General features: G+C 36.9%; 17 protein-coding genes. 10 read left to right on the top strand and 7 right to left on the bottom strand.

Annotated elements, in window-relative coordinates; translation table 11 throughout:
- Nucleotides 1–49: 49 nt before the first annotated feature.
- A complete protein-coding gene (locus ABJ974_RS08750) occupies nt 50–949 on the top strand; it encodes a leucine-rich repeat domain-containing protein (RefSeq protein ID WP_419867862.1) in 900 nt (299 codons plus the stop codon).
- On the opposite strand, the gene ABJ974_RS08745 is transcribed toward ABJ974_RS08750, so the two are convergent.
- On the bottom strand, nt 950–1273 hold the full coding sequence (locus tag ABJ974_RS08745) for a translation initiation factor (RefSeq protein WP_419867861.1): 324 nt from the start codon (nt 1271–1273) through the stop codon (nt 950–952).
- A 147-nt stretch (nt 1274–1420) separates the two neighbouring features.
- Between ABJ974_RS08745 and gpmI the strand changes: the two genes are divergently transcribed.
- From gpmI to ABJ974_RS08720, 5 genes are all read left to right on the top strand, one after another.
- Nucleotides 1421–2962, top strand: coding sequence for a 2,3-bisphosphoglycerate-independent phosphoglycerate mutase (gpmI, locus tag ABJ974_RS08740; protein WP_419867860.1), 1542 nt, complete (start codon nt 1421–1423; stop codon nt 2960–2962).
- Nucleotides 2963–3110: 148 nt separating this feature from the next.
- Nucleotides 3111–4088: an acyl-ACP desaturase gene (locus tag ABJ974_RS08735; protein ID WP_419867859.1), complete on the top strand. Its 978-nt coding sequence runs from the start codon at nt 3111–3113 to the stop codon at nt 4086–4088.
- A 93-nt stretch (nt 4089–4181) separates the two neighbouring features.
- Nucleotides 4182–4613 carry a BT0820 family HAD-type phosphatase gene (locus tag ABJ974_RS08730; RefSeq protein WP_419867858.1) on the top strand — a complete coding sequence of 144 codons (432 nt, stop codon included), beginning with the start codon at nt 4182–4184 and terminating at the stop codon, nt 4611–4613.
- A gap of 46 nt (nt 4614–4659) precedes the next feature.
- Complete coding sequence (gene map / locus ABJ974_RS08725) at nt 4660–5469, top strand: type I methionyl aminopeptidase (RefSeq protein ID WP_419867857.1); 810 nt, start codon at nt 4660–4662, stop codon at nt 5467–5469.
- Nucleotides 5469–6236, top strand: a complete 768-nt coding sequence (locus tag ABJ974_RS08720; protein ID WP_419867856.1) for a class I SAM-dependent methyltransferase — start codon at nt 5469–5471, stop codon at nt 6234–6236. Before map ends, ABJ974_RS08720 begins: the two co-directional genes overlap by 1 nt.
- A 35-nt stretch (nt 6237–6271) precedes the next feature.
- Here the strand turns inward: ABJ974_RS08720 and ABJ974_RS08715 are convergent, their stop codons facing one another.
- Both ABJ974_RS08715 and ABJ974_RS08710 read right to left on the bottom strand, forming a co-directional pair.
- Nucleotides 6272–6598: a DMT family transporter gene (locus ABJ974_RS08715; protein WP_419867855.1), complete on the bottom strand. Its 327-nt coding sequence runs from the start codon at nt 6596–6598 to the stop codon at nt 6272–6274.
- A gap of 67 nt (nt 6599–6665) precedes the next feature.
- Nucleotides 6666–7229, bottom strand: coding sequence for a Crp/Fnr family transcriptional regulator (locus ABJ974_RS08710; RefSeq protein ID WP_419870959.1), 564 nt, complete (start codon nt 7227–7229; stop codon nt 6666–6668).
- A 128-nt stretch (nt 7230–7357) separates the two neighbouring features.
- Here ABJ974_RS08710 and era point away from each other — a divergent pair, with 128 nt between their 5' ends.
- The 4 genes from era to ABJ974_RS08690 all read left to right on the top strand — a co-directional run bounded on the left by era (nt 7358) and on the right by ABJ974_RS08690 (nt 11807).
- The gene (gene era, locus ABJ974_RS08705; protein ID WP_419867854.1) at nt 7358–8233 is read left to right on the top strand and encodes a GTPase Era; all 876 of its coding nucleotides are present in this window, start codon (nt 7358–7360) and stop codon (nt 8231–8233) included.
- Between the two features lie 68 nt (nt 8234–8301).
- A complete protein-coding gene (locus ABJ974_RS08700) occupies nt 8302–8730 on the top strand; it encodes a DoxX family protein (protein ID WP_419867853.1) in 429 nt (142 codons plus the stop codon).
- An 87-nt stretch (nt 8731–8817) separates the two neighbouring features.
- Complete coding sequence (locus ABJ974_RS08695; RefSeq protein WP_419867852.1) at nt 8818–11220, top strand: alpha/beta hydrolase family protein; 2403 nt, start codon at nt 8818–8820, stop codon at nt 11218–11220.
- An 80-nt stretch (nt 11221–11300) separates the two neighbouring features.
- Nucleotides 11301–11807: a GNAT family N-acetyltransferase gene (locus ABJ974_RS08690; protein WP_419867851.1), complete on the top strand. Its 507-nt coding sequence runs from the start codon at nt 11301–11303 to the stop codon at nt 11805–11807.
- A gap of 17 nt (nt 11808–11824) precedes the next feature.
- Here ABJ974_RS08690 and ABJ974_RS08685 read toward each other — a convergent pair whose 3' ends face one another.
- The 4 genes from ABJ974_RS08685 to ABJ974_RS08670 form a co-directional block, all read right to left on the bottom strand.
- The gene (locus ABJ974_RS08685) at nt 11825–13186 is read right to left on the bottom strand and encodes an MATE family efflux transporter (RefSeq protein WP_419867850.1); all 1362 of its coding nucleotides are present in this window, start codon (nt 13184–13186) and stop codon (nt 11825–11827) included.
- Between the two features lie 74 nt (nt 13187–13260).
- Nucleotides 13261–14445, bottom strand: coding sequence for a sigma-54-dependent transcriptional regulator (locus ABJ974_RS08680; RefSeq protein WP_419867849.1), 1185 nt, complete (start codon nt 14443–14445; stop codon nt 13261–13263).
- 55 nt (nt 14446–14500) lie between these two features.
- A complete protein-coding gene (locus ABJ974_RS08675; protein ID WP_419867848.1) occupies nt 14501–15160 on the bottom strand; it encodes a YggS family pyridoxal phosphate-dependent enzyme in 660 nt (219 codons plus the stop codon).
- Between the two features lie 151 nt (nt 15161–15311).
- Nucleotides 15312–16169 carry a polysaccharide deacetylase family protein gene (locus tag ABJ974_RS08670; protein ID WP_419867847.1) on the bottom strand — a complete coding sequence of 286 codons (858 nt, stop codon included), beginning with the start codon at nt 16167–16169 and terminating at the stop codon, nt 15312–15314.
- Nucleotides 16170–16389: the final 220 nt, after the last annotated feature.

Here is a 16389-nt window from a genome sequence, read left to right as displayed (position 1 = left end):
TTTCTCAGCTGTCGGTAAATTTTTGCCGGCAGCTTTTATGTATTGACCTATGAAAAAACTTTTCCTATTTACAACGGTTTTGTTAATCAGTTATACCCAGGCACAGATTGATCCTGTGAAATACCCAACCTACACGGATATCGATGAAGCTTTAAAAAGTGATCAGACGGTGTACAGCATGAGTTTCCGAGATAAGGGACTTTTCAACCTTCCTCCCGGTATTGCAAAGCTGAATTCATTATTTTTTTTGAATATAATGGGAAATAACCTTGAAAAGATGGATCAGGAAATTTTTAGCCTTAAAGAACTAGAAATATTAAACCTTAATGAAAATAGCATTAAATATATTCCCGATGAAATAGGAGAGCTTAAAAAGCTGACCATGCTTTCTATGAACCTTAATGATTTAAAGGATATTAATCCCAATATGGCTAAGTTACAGCATCTTAAAACAGTTCATTTGGATGCCAATAACCTGAATGTTTTTCCCAAAGCCCTGATTGAAATTCCCACTTTGGAAGACATCAATTTACAGGGAAATCAGATCAGTTTTATAGAAGAAGACTTATATCGTATTAAGAATTTACGTTCATTGAACTTATCGGCCAACCAGATTAATGATCTGGGAAATATGGAACTGCCCAAGAAAATCCGCTATTTGGAGCTTCAGCAGAATATGCTCCGTCAGCTTCCTGAAAAATTATTCCATTCAAAAGAATTGGAGTTTCTGAATGTAAGCCAAAATCATATCCGGGAAATATCCCCTGAAATAAAGGGGCTAAAAGGAATTGTAAGTATGAATTTGTCCCATAATGAACTGAAAATGCTTCCCCAGGAAATAACACAGCTGAAAAATCTTAAAACCTTAGTATTGGTAGGAAACCCTATAGAGAAAAATGACATAGAGAAATTAAGGCAGGCTATGCCCTGGACACAGATCTACTTTTAATTATCCACCGACCCTTTTGGTTTTATAGCCCATTTCCTTAAGGATAACCATGATCTTATCACGGTTGTCTCCCTGGATGATTATCATTCCGTCTTTCTCCGAACCACCGATTCCGAGGCTGGTCTTTATTTTTTTTGAAATTTTTTTCAGTTCCTCATCATTTCCTTCAAACCCTTCAATAAGAGTAACGGGTTTTCCGTTTCTTCCTTTCTTCTCATATTTGCACACCAAGGGTTCTTTTTGCACAAACTTCTCTTCCGGCATTTCAAAATCCTGTTCTTCATGATCAGGAAAAAGGTTTTTAAGTTGGTCGCGTAAATCCATATGGCAAAATTAAAAATAATAATCAATATTTCGTTAAATCCTAGTGAAATACAAAAGACAAGCTTAAAATTTTAATTAAAATTTACGAATCTTAAATCCTTAAATTCGGTCAAAAATGGATAAATTTGTATAATTAAAGTTTACAAAATGTCGAAAAAAGCAATACTAGCCATCCTTGACGGATGGGGAATCGGGCTCAATCCCGATGTTTCCGCAATAGATAAAGCCAACACACCATTTATAGATAGTTGTTATAAGAAATTTCCGCATTCCAAACTGGAAGCAAGCGGACTGGCAGTAGGACTTCCCGCAGGACAGATGGGAAATTCGGAAGTAGGACACATGAATTTAGGAGCTGGTAGAGTCGTTTATCAGAACCTGGTAAAACTTAATATGGCTGTTGAAAACGGTACATTGGGACATGAAAAAGTGATCCAGGACGCTTTTGAATATGCCAAAAGAGAAAATAAAAAAGTACATTTCATCGGGTTGGTATCTAATGGAGGTGTACATTCACACATCAATCACCTAAAAGGACTTCTTACCGCTGCTAAGAATTTTGGGCTTAATGAAAATGTTTTCGTTCATGCCTTTACCGATGGTAGAGACTGTGATCCCCATTCCGGATTAGGCTTTATTCAGGAGCTACAGGATCACATGGAAAAAACTACCGGGAAATTAGCTACTATCGTAGGCCGTTATTACGCAATGGACCGGGATAAGAGATGGGAACGTGTAAAGCTGGCTTATGATGCTATGGTGGAAGGAATTGGTCTTCAGACCACTGATGCGCAGGCTGCCATTCAGGATTCTTATGCTAATAATGTAACAGACGAATTTTTAAAACCGATTATTCTAGTTCATACAACGGCCACAGGAAATGTGGTACCGGTGGCTAAAATCGTAGATAATGATGTGGTAATCTGTTTCAATTTCCGTACGGATAGAGGTAGAGAAATTACAGAAGTACTTTCCCAGCAGGATCTTCCTGATTTCGGAATGCGTAAGCTGAATCTTTATTATGTTACCCTTACGAACTACGACAAAACTTTCCAGAATGTAAAAGTAGTATTTGATGAAGAAGTACTGGAGAGCACAATGGGGGAAGTACTGGAGAAAAACGGTAAGACCCAGATAAGAATTGCAGAAACGGAAAAATATCCGCATGTTACCTTTTTCTTTTCGGGAGGAAGGGAAGAAGAATTCAAAGGAGAAAGACGCTTACTTTGTCCGAGTCCTAAAGATGTTCCTACCTATGACCTTAAGCCGGAAATGTCTGCCTATGATATCACCAATGTGATCGTTCCTGAATTAGAAAAAGAAACAGCAGATTTTATTTGTCTTAACTTTGCTAATACAGACATGGTAGGGCATACCGGAGTTTTTGAAGCCGCGGTAAAAGCAGCCGAAACTGTGGATAAATGCATTGAAAAAGTAGCTACAACAGCTTATGAGCACGGATATGCAGTATTCATTCTTGCAGACCACGGAAATTCCGATGTAATGATTAATCCGGACGGAACTCCTAATACACAGCACTCTACGAACCTTGTTCCGTTTATCGTCATGGACAAAGAACATACCTGGAATCTAAAATCCGGAAAGCTGGGAGATGTAGCCCCAACGATCCTTAAAGTGATGGGAATTGAAATACCATCTGTGATGACAGGAAATATATTAGTAGATTAAACGATAATAAATACACGAAAATGATGCTGATATAAAAATGATATCAGCATTTTTTTATGATTTTAATCATGCGGCATGCAGAAAAAACGGTATTATGCCTTAAATAATAAATAAATTATATCTTTGTAAATTAAATATAGATTATAAAATGTATCAAAAGCTTGTTAGGAAAGAAGTAATGGGAATTCTGGAAAAAGAAGTTGGTTCTTTTCTTGAAAAATTTTTAACGCCTATTGAAAAAATATGGCAGCCTTCTGACATGCTTCCTGATCCTGCAAGTGAAGATTTCAAATATGATTTGGAAGAAATTCAGACCTTTGCCCGTGAAATGCCTTACGATCTCTTTGTTACCCTTATTGGAGACTGCATTACGGAAGAAGCTTTACCTTCTTATGAATCATGGCTTATGGGAGTGGATGGCATTGATCAGGAAGAAAAAGTAGGATGGGTAAACTGGGTAAGAGCCTGGACTGCCGAAGAAAACAGACACGGAGATTTATTGAACAAATATCTTTACCTGTGTGGAAGAGTAAATATGAGAGAGGTGGAAATTACTACCCAATATCTTATTAATGATGGCTTTGATCTGGGAACCAGTATGGATCCTTACCGAAATTTCATTTACACCAGTTTTCAGGAAACTGCTACCAATATTTCTCACAGAAGGGTAGGTACATTAGCAAAACAGTCCGGAAACAACAAGCTGGCTAAAATGTGTGGAGTAATTGCTGCCGATGAAGCAAGGCATGCTAAGGCCTATAAACATTTTGTAGCTAAAATTCTCGAGATAGATGCTTCCGAAATGATACTGGCATTTGAAGATATGATGCGTAAAAAAATTGTAATGCCAGCCCATTTAATGAGACAATCCGGGCAGAAAGCCGGAGAACTTTGGGGACATTTCTCTGATGCGGCACAACGTTGTATGGTGTATACCGGACAGGATTATATCAATATTCTTAAAGATCTTTTAGATGAATGGAATATCGAGCACGTTAAAGGCCTCACGGAAAAAGCAGAAAAAGCCCAGGAATATTTGATGAAGCTGCCTGCCAGATTACAGAAAATTACAGACAGGGTTTCTACTCCGGACTTACAGTTTCAGTTTAATTGGGTAAAAAGTTAATTTTTAAAACATTATAAAATTATACTAAGAGTGTCCGATTCTTTTCGACACTCTTTATTATTTCTTATCTTTGCACAGCTAAAAATTGACGAAATGTTAAATAATAAAAAAATTGCAGTTGATTTTGACGGAACTATCGTGGATGACGCCTATCCTGCGATTGGAAAGCCGAAAATCTTTGCTTTTGAAACATTAAAAAAATTACAAAGCGAAGGATACAGGTTAATTCTTTGGACTTACAGAAGCGGAAAATCCCTTCAGGATGCGGTAGATTTTTGCAGAAGCCATGGCTTGGAATTCTATGCCGTAAACTCCAGTTTTGAAGGAGAAGTTTTCGATTCGGAAACACAGTCCCGGAAAATTGATACCGACTGGTTTATTGATGACAGAAATTTAGGAGGATTTCCTGGATGGGGAGAAGTTTACAATATCATTCATGAAAGAATAGAATTCCGTGTAGAAGGAAGAGAAGTTTTAGCTTATTCCAAACTTAAAAAAGAAAAGAAAAAAGGACTTTTCTGGTAAAAGGCTGATTAGCTGATTATATATAATACATTGGTAAATTAACACAATGATTCAATTAAAAACAATAGACGAAATTCGTCTGATGAAACAAAGCGCCCAACTGGTTTCTAAAACATTGGGAATGCTTGCAAAAGAAATCAAACCCGGAATTACGACCTTATATTTAGATAAGCTTGCCCATGATTTTATTAAAGATCATGGAGGTGAGCCTGCATTTTTAGGATATGGAGGATTTCCCAATTCCTTATGTATTTCACCTAATGAGCAGGTTGTACACGGTTTCCCGAACAAAGAAGAAATCAAAGAAGGAGATGTGCTTTCTGTAGACTGCGGAGCGGTTCTCAACGGATTCGTAGGAGATCATGCCTATACTTTTGAGATCGGAGAAGTAAAGCCGGAAGTAAAAAAACTGTTGAAAATTACTAAAGAATCTCTTTATAAAGGAATAGAACAGTGTATCAGAGGAAAGAGAATAGGTGATATTTCCCATGCCATACAGACTTATTGTGAAAAAGAGGGGTATGGAGTGGTGAGAGAACTTGTAGGACACGGTGTAGGAAGACAGATGCATGAAGATCCGCAGGTTCCCAACTATGGAAGACAGGGAAGCGGTAAAGTAATTAAAGACGGTTTGGTAATCGCTATCGAACCTATGATTAACCTGGGTACCGAAAAAGTGAAATTCCACAACGACGGATGGACGGTAACTACCTTGGATAACCAGCCTTCCGCTCATTTTGAACACGATGTGGCCGTGGTGAACGGAAAACCCGTTTTACTCTCAACCTTCCAGTATATTTATGACGCTTTAGGTATTAAAAGTGATGAAGAGAAGCCTTTCCAAATGGAAATTTAATGAAGAAGGTAACTAAATTTTTACTCAATAAAATTCCTCGTCCAATGCTTATTAAAATGAGTATATGGGCGAGACCTCTTATATACAAGTTCTATAAGGGAGATCAGTTTTATGATCCGATCGACGGAAGATCCTATCGTAAATTTCTTCCTTACGGATACGGAAAGCAGCGGGAAAACGCTCTTTCACCCGGAACTTTGAGTCTTGAAAGACATCGTCAGATGTGGCTGTATCTCCAGAATGAAACTTCTTTTTTTACCAAAAATGCAAAAGTACTTCATATTGCTCCCGAACAGGAATTTCTGAGAAAATTTAAAAGAATGAAAAACCTGAATTATATATCAGCGGATTTATTCTCGCCCATTGTGGATGTAAAAGCAGATATCCTCGATCTTCCTTTTCCCGATGACAGCTTTGACATCATATTCTGTAATCACGTTCTGGAACATATAGAAGACGATGCCAAAGCCATGAGTGAGCTTTACCGGGTAATGCGTCCCGGAGGATGGGGAATATTTCAGGTACCCATGAGAAACTCCCTCGAGAAGACCTATGAAGATTTTACCATTACTGATCCTAAGGAAAGACAAAAGCATTTCGGGCAGTATGACCATGTCCGCTGGTATGGAATGGACTATTTTGAAAGATTAAGAAAAGCAGGCTTTACCACAGAACCCAATTTTTATTCCCAGAATTTTTCGGATGAGGAAATAAAAAGGTTTGGGCTCAGCAGGAATGAAATATTACCCGTAGTATTTAAGAAATAATATAAAAATCGTCTTATCATAAGACGATTTTATTTTTAATGAGATACCGCTTTCAGGCCTATCACTGATCCGATCAGCGTAACAATGAAGAATATTCTCCAGAAGCTTACCGGATCTTTAAAAAGGAAAATTCCCGTTAAAACCGTTCCCACAGCTCCAATGCCTGTCCATACGGCATAAGCGGTCCCGATAGGAAGTGTTTCCGTAGCTTTAATCAGTAAAAGCATACTTACCGTTAAAGAAACTAAGAATCCCGCAAACCAGCCATACATTTCAGTACCTGAAGTTTCCTTTACTTTTCCCAGACAAGAGGCAAAGCCCACTTCAAAGAGTCCGGCAATAATTAAGATAATCCAATTCATTATTCAATAATTTATAGGGCAAATTTCAGAATTTGAAGCGGATCAGCATTTTACAAATGATAAAAAATTATTTTATTTCTGCTCTGATCCTGCTTAAACTCACCTGGGTGATCCCCAGATAAGAAGCGATGTAGCCAAGCTGAACCCTCCTGATAAGATCAGGTTTTTTTTGCAGAATATCCTGGTACCGTTCTGAAGCGGTTTTAAACTGTCTTGATATAAATAATTCCTCTGTTTTGATTAATTCTCTTTCGGCAAATTTTCTGCCCCAGTTAGCAATATGAATATCCTTACTAAATAGTTCCCTGAGCTTTTCGGTTTCCATCCTGTAAAACTGACCGTCTTCCAACAGCTCAATATTTTCATAGCCGGGCTGGTCTTCCACATAACTTTTCATGGAGATAACGGTTTCACCTTCACTGCCAAACCAAAACGTAATGTCATTGTCTTCCGTGGAGGAATAGGCACGTACAATCCCTTTTTTAATGAAATAAATATAGGGGATTACTTTATGAGCCATCATCAGACAATGGGATTTAGGATAAGAAACTTCCATAATATGCTTTTTCAGGCTTATTTTGGAATTTTCGGGAAGGGCATATATAGAGTCAATAATCAGGTCTATATCCATAGGGTGTATTTGAATGAGCAAAATTATCGGTTTAAAATTACTTTTTTTAAAGAAATCAGGTAAATCTTAAGATTATTTCTAAAGACCGTTTTTGTTTTACTAACTTTGCATTTGATAATATTATATGTATGCACAAAGCAGGATTTGTAAATATAGTTGGAAAGCCTAATGCCGGAAAGTCGACCCTATTAAATCAGTTAATGGGAGAGAAACTGGCAATTGTTACACAAAAGGCACAAACCACACGCCATAGAATTTTCGGGATTTATAACGAAGATGATGTTCAGATAGTTTTTTCCGATACTCCCGGAGTATTGGATCCCAAATACGGACTTCAGGAAAAGATGATGGATTTTGTAAAAGATTCTTTACAGGATGCCGATGTTTTTTTATTCATTGTAGATGTAACCGATAAAGCAGAACCTTCCGAATTTTTAATTGAAAAATTAAATAAAATTCCTGTCCCTGTTTTACTTTTGCTCAATAAAATTGATCAGACCAGCCAGGAAGGACTGGAACAGATGGTGGAAGACTGGCATAACAAAATTCCAAAAGCTGAAATTTTACCCATTTCTGCCCTGAATGCCTTTAACACTGAAATTATTTTACCCAAGCTTAAATCTTTATTACCCGAGAATCCGCCTTATTATGATAAGGATCAGTTCACGGACAGACCGGAACGTTTTTTCGTTAATGAAACCATTCGGGAGAAAATTCTTTTAAATTATGACAAGGAAATTCCTTATTCCGTGGAAGTGGTCACGGAACAATTTAAAGAAAAGGAGGGAATTATATTTATAGATTCCATTATCTATGTGGAAAGAGATACCCAGAAGGGGATTTTAATAGGGCATAAAGGGGAAGCGATTAAAAAAGTAGGTACGGAAGCAAGATTGGATCTGAAGAAATTTTTCGCGAAAAAAATACATTTGAACTTATTCGTAAAAGTGAAAAAAGACTGGCGAAAAAATGAAAGAGACCTTAAAAATTTTGGGTACCGATAGTCCAAAATGTCAATGGTAATCGTTGTAGTATAAGATTTTTTATTATCTTTATTATAAATTTTCATTACATGAACTATTTTAACACAAACTCTAGTCCTATCTACAAGGACATTATAATTTTGGCAGTGAGATTGTTTATTGGATTTGCAATGCTTTCTCATGGTTTTCCAAAACTTCAAATGTTACTGGAAGGAGGTGAAATTAAATTTATGGATTTTCTAGGAATGGGTCCGAAGGTATCGCTTATTCTGACTGTATTTGCAGAATTTGTTTGTTCCATTTTTCTTATCTTAGGCTTGTTTACAAGAATTTCTTTAGGCATTTTAATATTTACTATGGTGATTGCGGCTTTCGTTGCTCATGGAGCGGATCCATTTGAGAAAAAAGAAATGAGTTTATTATACTTATCTGTTTATCTTTTACTCATGGCATTCGGAGCAGGAAAAATTGCAGTGGACCATTTAATTGAAAAACGCCGGAGAGCTTCAGACTGGTAATTTATTTATTTAAAATCATAAATATAAAGCAGCAAATTTTGCTGCTTTATTGTTTTTTATCATTATTTTCGTGAAAAATGAAATATAATGAAGTTTAAATTAACGATCTGTATTCTTGCTTTTCTTAATTTTTATAATGCACAGGAAAATGTAAGTTACCAAAAACCATCCCCCGAAATTCTCAAATTAGCTGACTATGAAAGACCGCCAAGTGTCTTTACAAACACTAAGAAAGACTGGATCGTATTCACTTACCGTCCCACATATAAAACACTGGAAGATCTCAACCAGGATGAAATGAAGCTCGGAGGGTTAAGAATTAATCCGGTTACCAATATTTCAAGTACGATTACTTATTCTAATAATATTAAAGTGAGACGGCTGAAAGATAAAAATGAAATACAGGTGAAAGGCTTACCCGCTAATCCTAAAATCACTTATATTTCCTTTTCCCCCGATGAAACCAAGCTCGCATTTACCAATACTACCGGCAAAGGAGTAGAACTGTGGATGGTGGACCTGGAAACAGCCAACGCTTCAAAAATTACAAAAGATAACCTCAATGCTAATCTGGGAAATCCCTATACCTGGAATAAGGATTCACAGAGTTTACTGGTAAAAGTTCTGCCTGATTCAAGACCGGCTTTGATAGATTCAGGAAAAGACCTGCCTACAGGACCGATTGTTTCAACTGCGGACGGGAAAGTTTCCCAAAACAGAACATATCAGGATCTTCTTAAAAATCCGCAGGATGAAAAAAACTTTGAAATCCTTACCGCTTCCGAGCTCTATTCGGTAGATCTGAAAGGTGGCTTAAAAAAAGTAAAGGAAAAAGATATGTATACCGGTGTAAGCTTTTCCCCGGACGGTAACTATATGATGGTAACTACGATACAAAAGCCTTTTTCATACATTGTTCCTTTAAACAGGTTTCCGATGACCTCTACCGTATATGATATGAAAGGGAATACTGTAAAAGTCGTTAATGAAGTCCCTTTGAATGAAATTATGCCTAAAGGTTTTTCATCCGTCCGGACAGGAAAAAGAAGCATGACATGGAGAAATGACCTTCCCGCGACATTGGTATATGTGGAAGCCCTAGACGGGGGAGATCAGTCCAAACTGGCAGAATACAGAGATGAAATTTATACCTGGGATGCACCATTTAATACCCCGCCGAAATCATTCTTTAAAATCAAGCAAAGATATGAAGGAACAGAATGGACGAATGACCATTATGCTATTGTCAGCGAAGGATGGTACGATACACGAAATGTAAAATCATTTTTAATAGACCTTAACAGTGGGGAATCAAAAGTAATTGATGACAGGAATTATCAGGATGTATACAGTGATCCGGGAACCTTCAATACAACTAAAAATCAGTTTGGCAGAACGGTCGTGGATATGAAAAATGATAAAGCTTATCTTATAGGAGACGGCTTTACCAAAGACGGTCAGCATCCCTTCATTGATGAAATGGATATTAAAACCCTTAAAAAGAAAAGGCTGTATACTTCCAATGTGAAAAATACAAAAGAAGAAATCATTGATATCATTGATCCTTCCAAAGGAGAGATTTTAACTACCCAACAATCGGCAAGTCAATATCCTAACTACTTTAAAAAGAATATCAAATCTAATAAAGCAGAGCAGGTAACCCATTTTGTAAATCCTTTTGAAAGTATAAAAGATGTTTATAAAGAAGTAATCACGTATAAAAGAAACGACGGAGTAACGTTAACAGGTACTCTTTATTTACCGGCAGGATATGACCGAAAGGCCAAAAAAGAAAAACTTCCTTTGCTGATCTGGGCTTATCCTACAGAATATAAAGATAAAAATACGGCAGGGCAGAATACACAGAACCCTAATGACTTTACTTTTCCTTATTACGGTTCATTTGTATACTGGACGGCAAAAGGATATGCGGTATTGGATGATGCAGCGTTCCCGATCATTGGAGAAGGAAAAACGGAACCTAACGATACCTTTATTCCTCAGTTGGTAGCCAACGCAGAAGCAGCTATTGATGCCGTAGATCAATTAGGATATATCGACAGAAAGAAAGTGGCAGTAGGAGGACATTCCTACGGGGCATTTATGACAGCTAACCTTTTAACTCACTCCAATCTGTTTGCCTGTGGAATCGCAAGAAGCGGAGCTTATAACAGGACATTAACTCCATTTGGTTTCCAGAGTGAGCAAAGAAACTATTGGGATGTTCCGGAGGTGTATAATACCATGTCGCCGTTTATGAATGCTGATAAAATGAAAACGCCATTATTGCTTATTCATGGTGATGCTGATAATAATCCGGGAACGTTTACCTTGCAGACGGAAAGATATTTCCAGGCTTTAAAAAATCTGGGAGCTCCTGTAAGAATGGTATTGTTACCCAAAGAATCACACGGATATCAGGCTAAAGAAAATATATTACATGTTTTATGGGAGCAAGATCAGTTCCTGGAAAAATGTCTAAAGAAATAAATCAGAAACCCGCTGTGAAGAGCGGGTTTTTTAATTCCATACAAGTATCTTTGCATAAGATTGAATTCAAATAAAAAGCAATGGATAAGCTGTTATTTAGAGATGCAACCCTATCGGATCTGGAAAAAATCGTTGAAATATACAATTCCACAATACCCTCGAGAATGGTAACTGCAGATACGGAAAATATCTCAGTGGAAAGCAGGCTGCAATGGTTTGAAGATCATAATCCCAAGACCAGGCCGCTTTGGATGGTTGAAGATCAGGATAAGGAAATAGTAGGATGGGTAAGTTTTTCTTCATTTTATGGAAGACCTGCTTATAACGGAACGGTAGAAGTAAGTATTTATATAGATGAAAACTTTAGAGGAAGGGGAATGGGAAAGGCTATTCTTCAGTATTGTATTGATAATGCCGAAAAGTATGGGATAAAAACCCTGTTAGGATTTATCTTTTCTCATAATAAACCCAGCCTGAAACTGTTCAGATATTTTGGCTTTGAAGATTGGGGAACTTTACCCAATGTCGCCGTTTTGGACGGTGAGGAAAAGAGTCTCACTATAGTAGGAAAAAGAATAGCGGTCTGATGAAGACCGCTATTCTTTTATATATTTTGTCTGATTTTTTTGGCAGACATATTTAAAAACCTCTTAACCAGGAAAACTGCCGATACTGTGAGTCCTAGCCCCAGAGCGATCCACGTACCAAAAGCTCCCATTTTTAAGGTTACACAAAGGAAATAACCAAGGGGAATAGTAATAACCCAATACGCAATAAAGGTGTAGATAGAAGGAATTTTCACATCTTGTATACCTCTCAGCATTCCTAAGGCCGTTACCTGGATTCCGTCAGAAAGCTGGAATAGGGCGGCAATAATCATAAGCTTTGATGCTAATGTAATCACTTCCACTTCCTCTTTCTTGGTAAAAAAGGTAGGAAGAATATTTCTGCCCAGAATAAATATGACTCCGCAGATGCACATAAATATAAAAGCGATCTTCAGGTTATTGATACCCACTTTTCTTAATTCCACAAAGTTCTGTTCACCAAGCTTTCGTCCGATCATAACCGTGGAAGCCACACTGAACCCAACACACAAATTGAAGGTAAAAGATGCCATACTTAAAGCGATCTGGTGAGATGCAATATCATGGGCGGAAACAAGTCCGCAGATAAAGGCAGCTCCGGCAAAGGCCGTTACTTCAAAGAACATCTGTAATGCGGTAGGAAAGCCTAATTTCAGCATTTTTCTGAACATTTCTTTAGAGAAATTTTCAATTTTTAAAGTGAAATCTTTGATATATCTTTTGGTTTTCTCTTCTTTTAAAAGAACGAAATAAAGAAATATAACCATAAAAATACGGGCGATTAAACTGGCCAGAGCCGATCCTTTTACACCCATCGGAGGGAATCCCCAAAGCCCTTTGATAAAAATATAATTAAGAACTATATTTATCACATTGGCAATAATGGTCGCTTTCGTTACTCCTATTGTATAGGATAATCCTTCAGAAACCTCTCTCAGCGTCTGGAAAGCCATAAAAGGAATAATGCTTAGTGCCATAATTCCTAAAAAGTCAGCCGTATCGGGAATGATTTTTTCCGGCTGTCCGGAATGGTAGAGTAAAGGCATGGCCAGGAGTAAAATTCCCATCAGAATAATCCCCACAGACATATTAATGACAAATCCATGACTGAAAACCGAGTTGATGGTTTTATGATCATTTCTCGAATGAGCCTCTGAAACTAACGGCGGAATGGCAAATGAAAATCCGAGCGCCAGCACGAACATAGAGAAAAATACAGCGTTTCCTAATGAAACGGAAGCCAGTGCATCGGCTCCCAGTAATTTTCCTACAATAATATTATCAAATAAGTTCACCGAAACTTGTCCTACTTGTGTAAGCATCACAGGTAGGGCCAAAGTCAGGCATTCTTTTGTATAGTTTTTATTTAAAAAGTTCATATGTTTTTATAGATATATAAAAAAAATTTGCAGCATTACTACTGCAAATTTTTTATAATTTATTTTTAATTAAATTATTTTCTTACAAAACTTGCAACATCGTCTTCAGAAACAGTAGCTCCTCCTAATATAATCAATCTTTCCACAACGTTTCTTAATTCTCTGATATTTCCGGTCCAGGAAAGAGCTTCTAATGCTTTTATAGCTTTATCATCAAATTTTTTAGTGGCAGTACCGTGCTCATCAGCAATCATTCCGGCAAAATGCTCAACCAATAGTTTAATATCGTCTTTTCTTTCATCCAAAGGAGGTACATAGATTTCAATAACGGATAATCTATGATAAAGGTCTTCTCTGAACCTTCCTGCCTCGATTTCCTTTTGCATATTTTTATTAGTTGCTGCAATGACCCTTACATCAACTTTTATTTCCTTATCACTTCCTACAGGAGAAACTTTACTTTCCTGCAATGCCCTTAAAACCTTAGCCTGTGCAATAAGACTCATATCTCCGATTTCATCCAGGAAAATAGTTCCGCCGTTGGCCTGCTCAAATTTTCCCTGCTTGTCTTTAATAGCTCCGGTAAAAGATCCTTTAACGTGCCCGAAAAGCTCGGATTCAATAAGTTCGGAAGGGATAGCAGCACAGTTTACCTCTACCATAGGTCCCTTTGAACGGTCACTTTGATTATGAATAGCATGGGCTACCAATTCTTTTCCGGCTCCATTAGGTCCAGTAATAAGTACTCTTGCATCAGAAACCGCTACTTTTTCTATCATTTCCTGGATCTTCGTTAAAGCAGAAGAATTACCGATCATCTGATATTTTTTACTGACCTTTTTCTTTAAATTCTTATTTTCAGACTGAAGAGTTTTATTCTCTTTTTTTAAAGTCTCTTTAGCAAGTGCATTTTTAACACTTGTAATCAGACGGTTGATGTCAATCGGCTTCGAAATGAAATCATAAGCACCCTCTCTAAGGCAGGAAACAGCAGAATCTATATCCGCATGTCCTGAAATCATGATAAAAGTACTGTCCGGTTTTAATGCTAAACTTTGTTTAAGAAGTTCTGTTCCGGAAACTTTAGGCATCTTGATATCGGAAATTACCAGGGCAAAGTCTTCTTTTTCAATTTGTTTGTAGCCTTCCAGGCCGTCTTCAGCAATTACAAATTCATAATCACTCAATTCGTCTGAAAGAATATTATGAAGTACTCCGGAGATTGCTTTTTCGTCTTCTACAATAAGGATTTTTTGCATAGTTGCAAATTTAGAATTTTTGATTGAATTATTAGCAAAAATTATACCTAAATAATTATATTGAATAATCTCTTTTCCCGAATATTGCGGAACCTACCCGCACCGAATTGGCACCACATTCAATGGCAACAGGAAAGTCGTCACTCATTCCCATTGATAAGGTCTGAAGTGGCTTTAATCCACTCAGTTCGTCAAATATTTCTTTGAGAACGGTAAACTCTTTTCTTACCTGGTTTTCATTATCTGTGAAAGTCGCCATTCCCATTAAGCCGGTAATGTTGACATGGGGAAAATCGCCATTGAGATATTTCTGAAAAATCGCTTTTGCTTCCGGGATATCAAACCCGAATTTACTCTCTTCCTCTGCTATTTTAATTTGGAGAAGGACATTGATAGTGCGGTTATGTTTTGCAGCTTCTTTATTGATTTCCGCTAAAACCTTTTCAGAATCAACACTTTGTATCGTATCTACAAATGAAGCAATATATTTTACCTTATTGGTCTGCAAATGCCCGATGAGATGCCACTGAATATCCTGTGGAAGCAAAGGATGCTTTTCCACGAGTTCCTGTACCTTGTTTTCTCCAAACACTTTCTGGCCCAGATCATATACTTTCTGTATTTCGGAAACCGGATGGGTTTTGGAAACAGCAACTAACTGGACGTGCTCCGGAAGCTGCTTTTTAACTGCAATATAATTCTCTTTAATATCCATGGATGCAAATTTCAGCATTTCAATCAAAAAAGCCAAACAAAATAAGCAAAAGGCAGGGGAGAAGTATTCAATAGGTTGGCGAGTAAAAGAAAAAGAGGAACAATATAACCTATTGTTCCTCATTTAGTATATTAATTATAAATAAACAGAATCAATTTAATGTTTCATTGATCTTAGGATATTTTGAGATTGTTCTGAAGACAAACTTATTACTTTTCTGCAGTTTTTCAATAAACATATCCAGCTCGTTGATGGAATCCGTATCCGTGAGATACTGATCATGGGTAAGGAAAACGAGATGCTGGGAAGTTTTCTCTTTATCATTAAGGAAAATACTGTCTATTTTTTTCAGCATGGCTTCATGATTACCTTTTAAGGTCATTTTAGAGGAAGGTCTCCATTCAAGATCCCATCCTACTATTTTATAACCTGCTTTTTTCAGGCTGTTTGCTGCATTTGTGGATGCTTTGATATCCGTAAATGTAACATTATTAAGTCTCCAGATATTTCTGCCGGGTGTACGGGCAATTTTATCGTATAATTTAAGACTGTCCCTTGCGAGATCAAAATCTTTAACGACACGCTCAGGATTTCGGTAGAATTTGGCATATTTTCCACTGGCATGTGTAAAGCTATGATTGGCCAATTCCACTAAGTTATCATTTCTCAGCAGTTCCAGGTCTTCTTTTTGTTTTTTACTCATATATGCGTGTTTTCCCACTACAAAAGCCGTAGCGCAAACATTTCTTTTATGAAGTATCTTGAGAAGGTTTTCCGTTCCGCGATTGGGTCCGTCATCAAAAGTCAGGTAAATTACTTTTTTGTCAGCAGGGACATCATCATTTGTGTTTTCAGTAGTTGAAATAGACTGTTCTTCAGGATTAATTTCCTCTAAGTTTTCATCTTTTCTTTGTTTACAACTATTAAATAAAACGGATGTTGTACTCACCAATACAATAATCCCGAGTAAAACCTTTTTCGCAGGCTTTTCTCTCCATATGTTTTTCATAGATTAAGAAAGAATTTGTGTTTTTAACTAAACTAATTTAACGGTTTGAATATCAACAAATCATATGCCATATTTTTGTTAAATTTATTTTCAATCTGCCCAGAAATGAGCCTGTATTTTTATATATTCAATAAAATAGTTATACTTTAAAATACTTTTAATAAAAAATACATTATTAATGTTTTAATTGTTATTTGTTTACCTTGAAAAAGGGGTTTAA

The organism is Chryseobacterium sp. CT-SW4 (assembly GCF_048572715.1).
In the GTDB taxonomy this organism is placed as follows: Bacteria; Bacteroidota; Bacteroidia; order Flavobacteriales; family Weeksellaceae; genus Chryseobacterium.
Note: the sequence above shows the minus strand (reverse complement) of the source record. Positions and strands in the feature narration are given on the sequence as shown.